This window comes from Nonomuraea sp. NPDC048916 (assembly GCF_040649575.1).
GTDB lineage: Bacteria > Actinomycetota > Actinomycetes > Streptosporangiales > Streptosporangiaceae > Nonomuraea.
Window position 1 is genome coordinate 1 of record NZ_JBEZFS010000145.1, and the last position, 773, is coordinate 773.

At 58.3% G+C, this 773-nt stretch carries 1 rRNA gene; it reads left to right on the plus strand.

Going from position 1 to position 773, the window contains the following annotated elements:
• Window positions 1-60: 60 nt before the first annotated feature.
• Window positions 61-773, plus strand: a 23S ribosomal RNA gene (locus tag AB0C16_RS40150); the annotation flags it as partial.

Genomic DNA, 773 nt, shown 5'->3' on the forward strand with positions numbered 1-773 from the left:
GGGAAGTCGCCGAGCGACTGGGCGGAGACCTCCAGCGCCAGCCGCGTCTTGCCCACCCCGCCGCTGCCCGTCAGCGTCACGAGCCGGGCGTCGCGCAGCAGCGATCGCGGATAGTACCGTGAGGGAATGGTGAAAAGTACCGCGGGAGCGGAGTGAAATAGTACCTGAAACCGTGTGCCTACAAGCCGTGGGAGCGTCGCTGGCAGCACTTGTGCTGTCAGTCGTGACTGCGTGCCTTTTGAAGAATGAGCTTGCGAGTTAGCGGTGTGTAGCGAGGTTAACCCGTGTGGGGAAGCCGTAGCGAAAGCGAGTCCGAATAGGGCGTTTGAGTTGCACGCTCTAGACCCGAAGCGGAGTGATCTAGCCATGGGCAGGTTGAAGCGGAGGTAAGACTTCGTGGAGGACCGAACCCACCAGGGTTGAAAACCTGGGGGATGACCTGTGGTTAGGGGTGAAAGGCCAATCAAACTCCGTGATAGCTGGTTCTCCCCGAAATGCATTTAGGTGCAGCGTCGTGTGTTTCTTGCCGGAGGTAGAGCACTGGATAGGCGATGGGCCCTACCGGGTTACTGACCTTAGCCAAACTCCGAATGCCGGTAAGTGAGAGCGCGGCAGTGAGACTGTGGGGGATAAGCTCCATGGTCGAGAGGGAAACAGCCCAGAGCATCGACTAAGGCCCCTAAGCGTGTGCTAAGTGGGAAAGGATGTGGAGTCGCAGAGACAACCAGGAGGTTGGCTTAGAAGCAGCCATCCTTGAAAGAGTACGTAATAGC